The following is a 1,096-nucleotide window of genomic DNA, read 5'->3' as shown; positions in this document are numbered from 1 at the left end:
CACGCCGCACGCTGGTCGGGGCCGCCGCCATGCTGGCGGCGCCGCGCCTCGCCCATGCTTTGCCGGATCGGCCGATCCGGCTGATCGTGCCCTTCCCCCCGGCGGGCGGCACCGACGTGGTCTCGCGCGAGATCGGCGGGCGCATCGCCGCCCTCACGGGCTGGTCCATCGTCATCGACAACCGGCCTGGGGCGGGCGGCAACATCGGCCTCGATGCCGTCGCGAAGGCGGCGCCGGACGGCAACACGATCGGCATGGGCCAGACCTCGAACCTGGCGATCAACCCGGCGCTCTACCCGCGCATGCCCTTCGATCCGCTGACCGACTTCGCCTTCGTCTCGACGGTTGCGACGCAGCCCAACGTCCTTGTCGTCGCGCAGGCCGCGCCCGTCCGCCGCCAGGCGGATGTGGTCGCCGCCGGCCGCGCGCGCCCGGGCGAGTTGACGGCGGGCAATGCGGGCAACGGCACGACCGGGCATCTGGCCGGCGCGATGTTCGCCCGTGCCGCCGGGATCGAGGTGACGCATGTGCCCTATCGCGGCGCGGCGCCCGTGCTGACGGACCTGCTGGCCGGGCGGGTCAACCTGTTCTTCGCCAATCCGCTGGCCGTGAAAGGGCAGATCGAGGCGGGCACGCTGCGCGCGCTGGCCGTCACCTCAGCGCAGCGCGCGGCGGGGCTGCCCGGCGTGCCGACCGTGGCGGAAAGCGGCTTCGCCGGCTTCGCGGCGGTGAACTGGACCGGGCTGGTCGCCCCATCCCGCACGCCGGCACCGATCGTGGCGCGGCTTTCGGAGGAGACGCGCAAGGCGCTCGCCGCACCCGAGACCATCGCGCGCCTCGCCGCCGAGGGCAGCGAGCCGCTCGGCTCGACGCCGGAGGCCTTCCGTGCGCTGGTCGTGGAGGAGCACGCGAAATGGGCGGGCGTGGTCCGCGAGGCGCGCATCCAGCTCGACTAGACACGTTCCGATCGGCTGGAATCGGTCGATCGGACGGTCGTGCTCTGGGATACATGATTCGGGAGCAGCTCGTGGGGGCGGGGGGGGGCAGCCGCGGGGGGGGGCGCGGCCGGGCGGGGGGCCCCGCCCCGCGGGCCGGG

At 74.8% G+C, this 1,096-nt stretch carries 1 protein-coding gene; it reads left to right on the top strand.

Features of this window, described 5'->3' with window-relative positions:
- Positions 1–956, top strand: a 956-nt coding sequence (locus AC1MIR_RS27735; protein WP_480031399.1) for a Bug family tripartite tricarboxylate transporter substrate binding protein, incomplete at its 5' end; no start/stop codon positions are given.
- Positions 957–1,096: the final 140 nt, after the last annotated feature.

This window comes from Falsiroseomonas sp. RANM36 (assembly GCF_056682175.1).
This window is presented reverse-complemented; position numbering and strand designations above follow the sequence as displayed.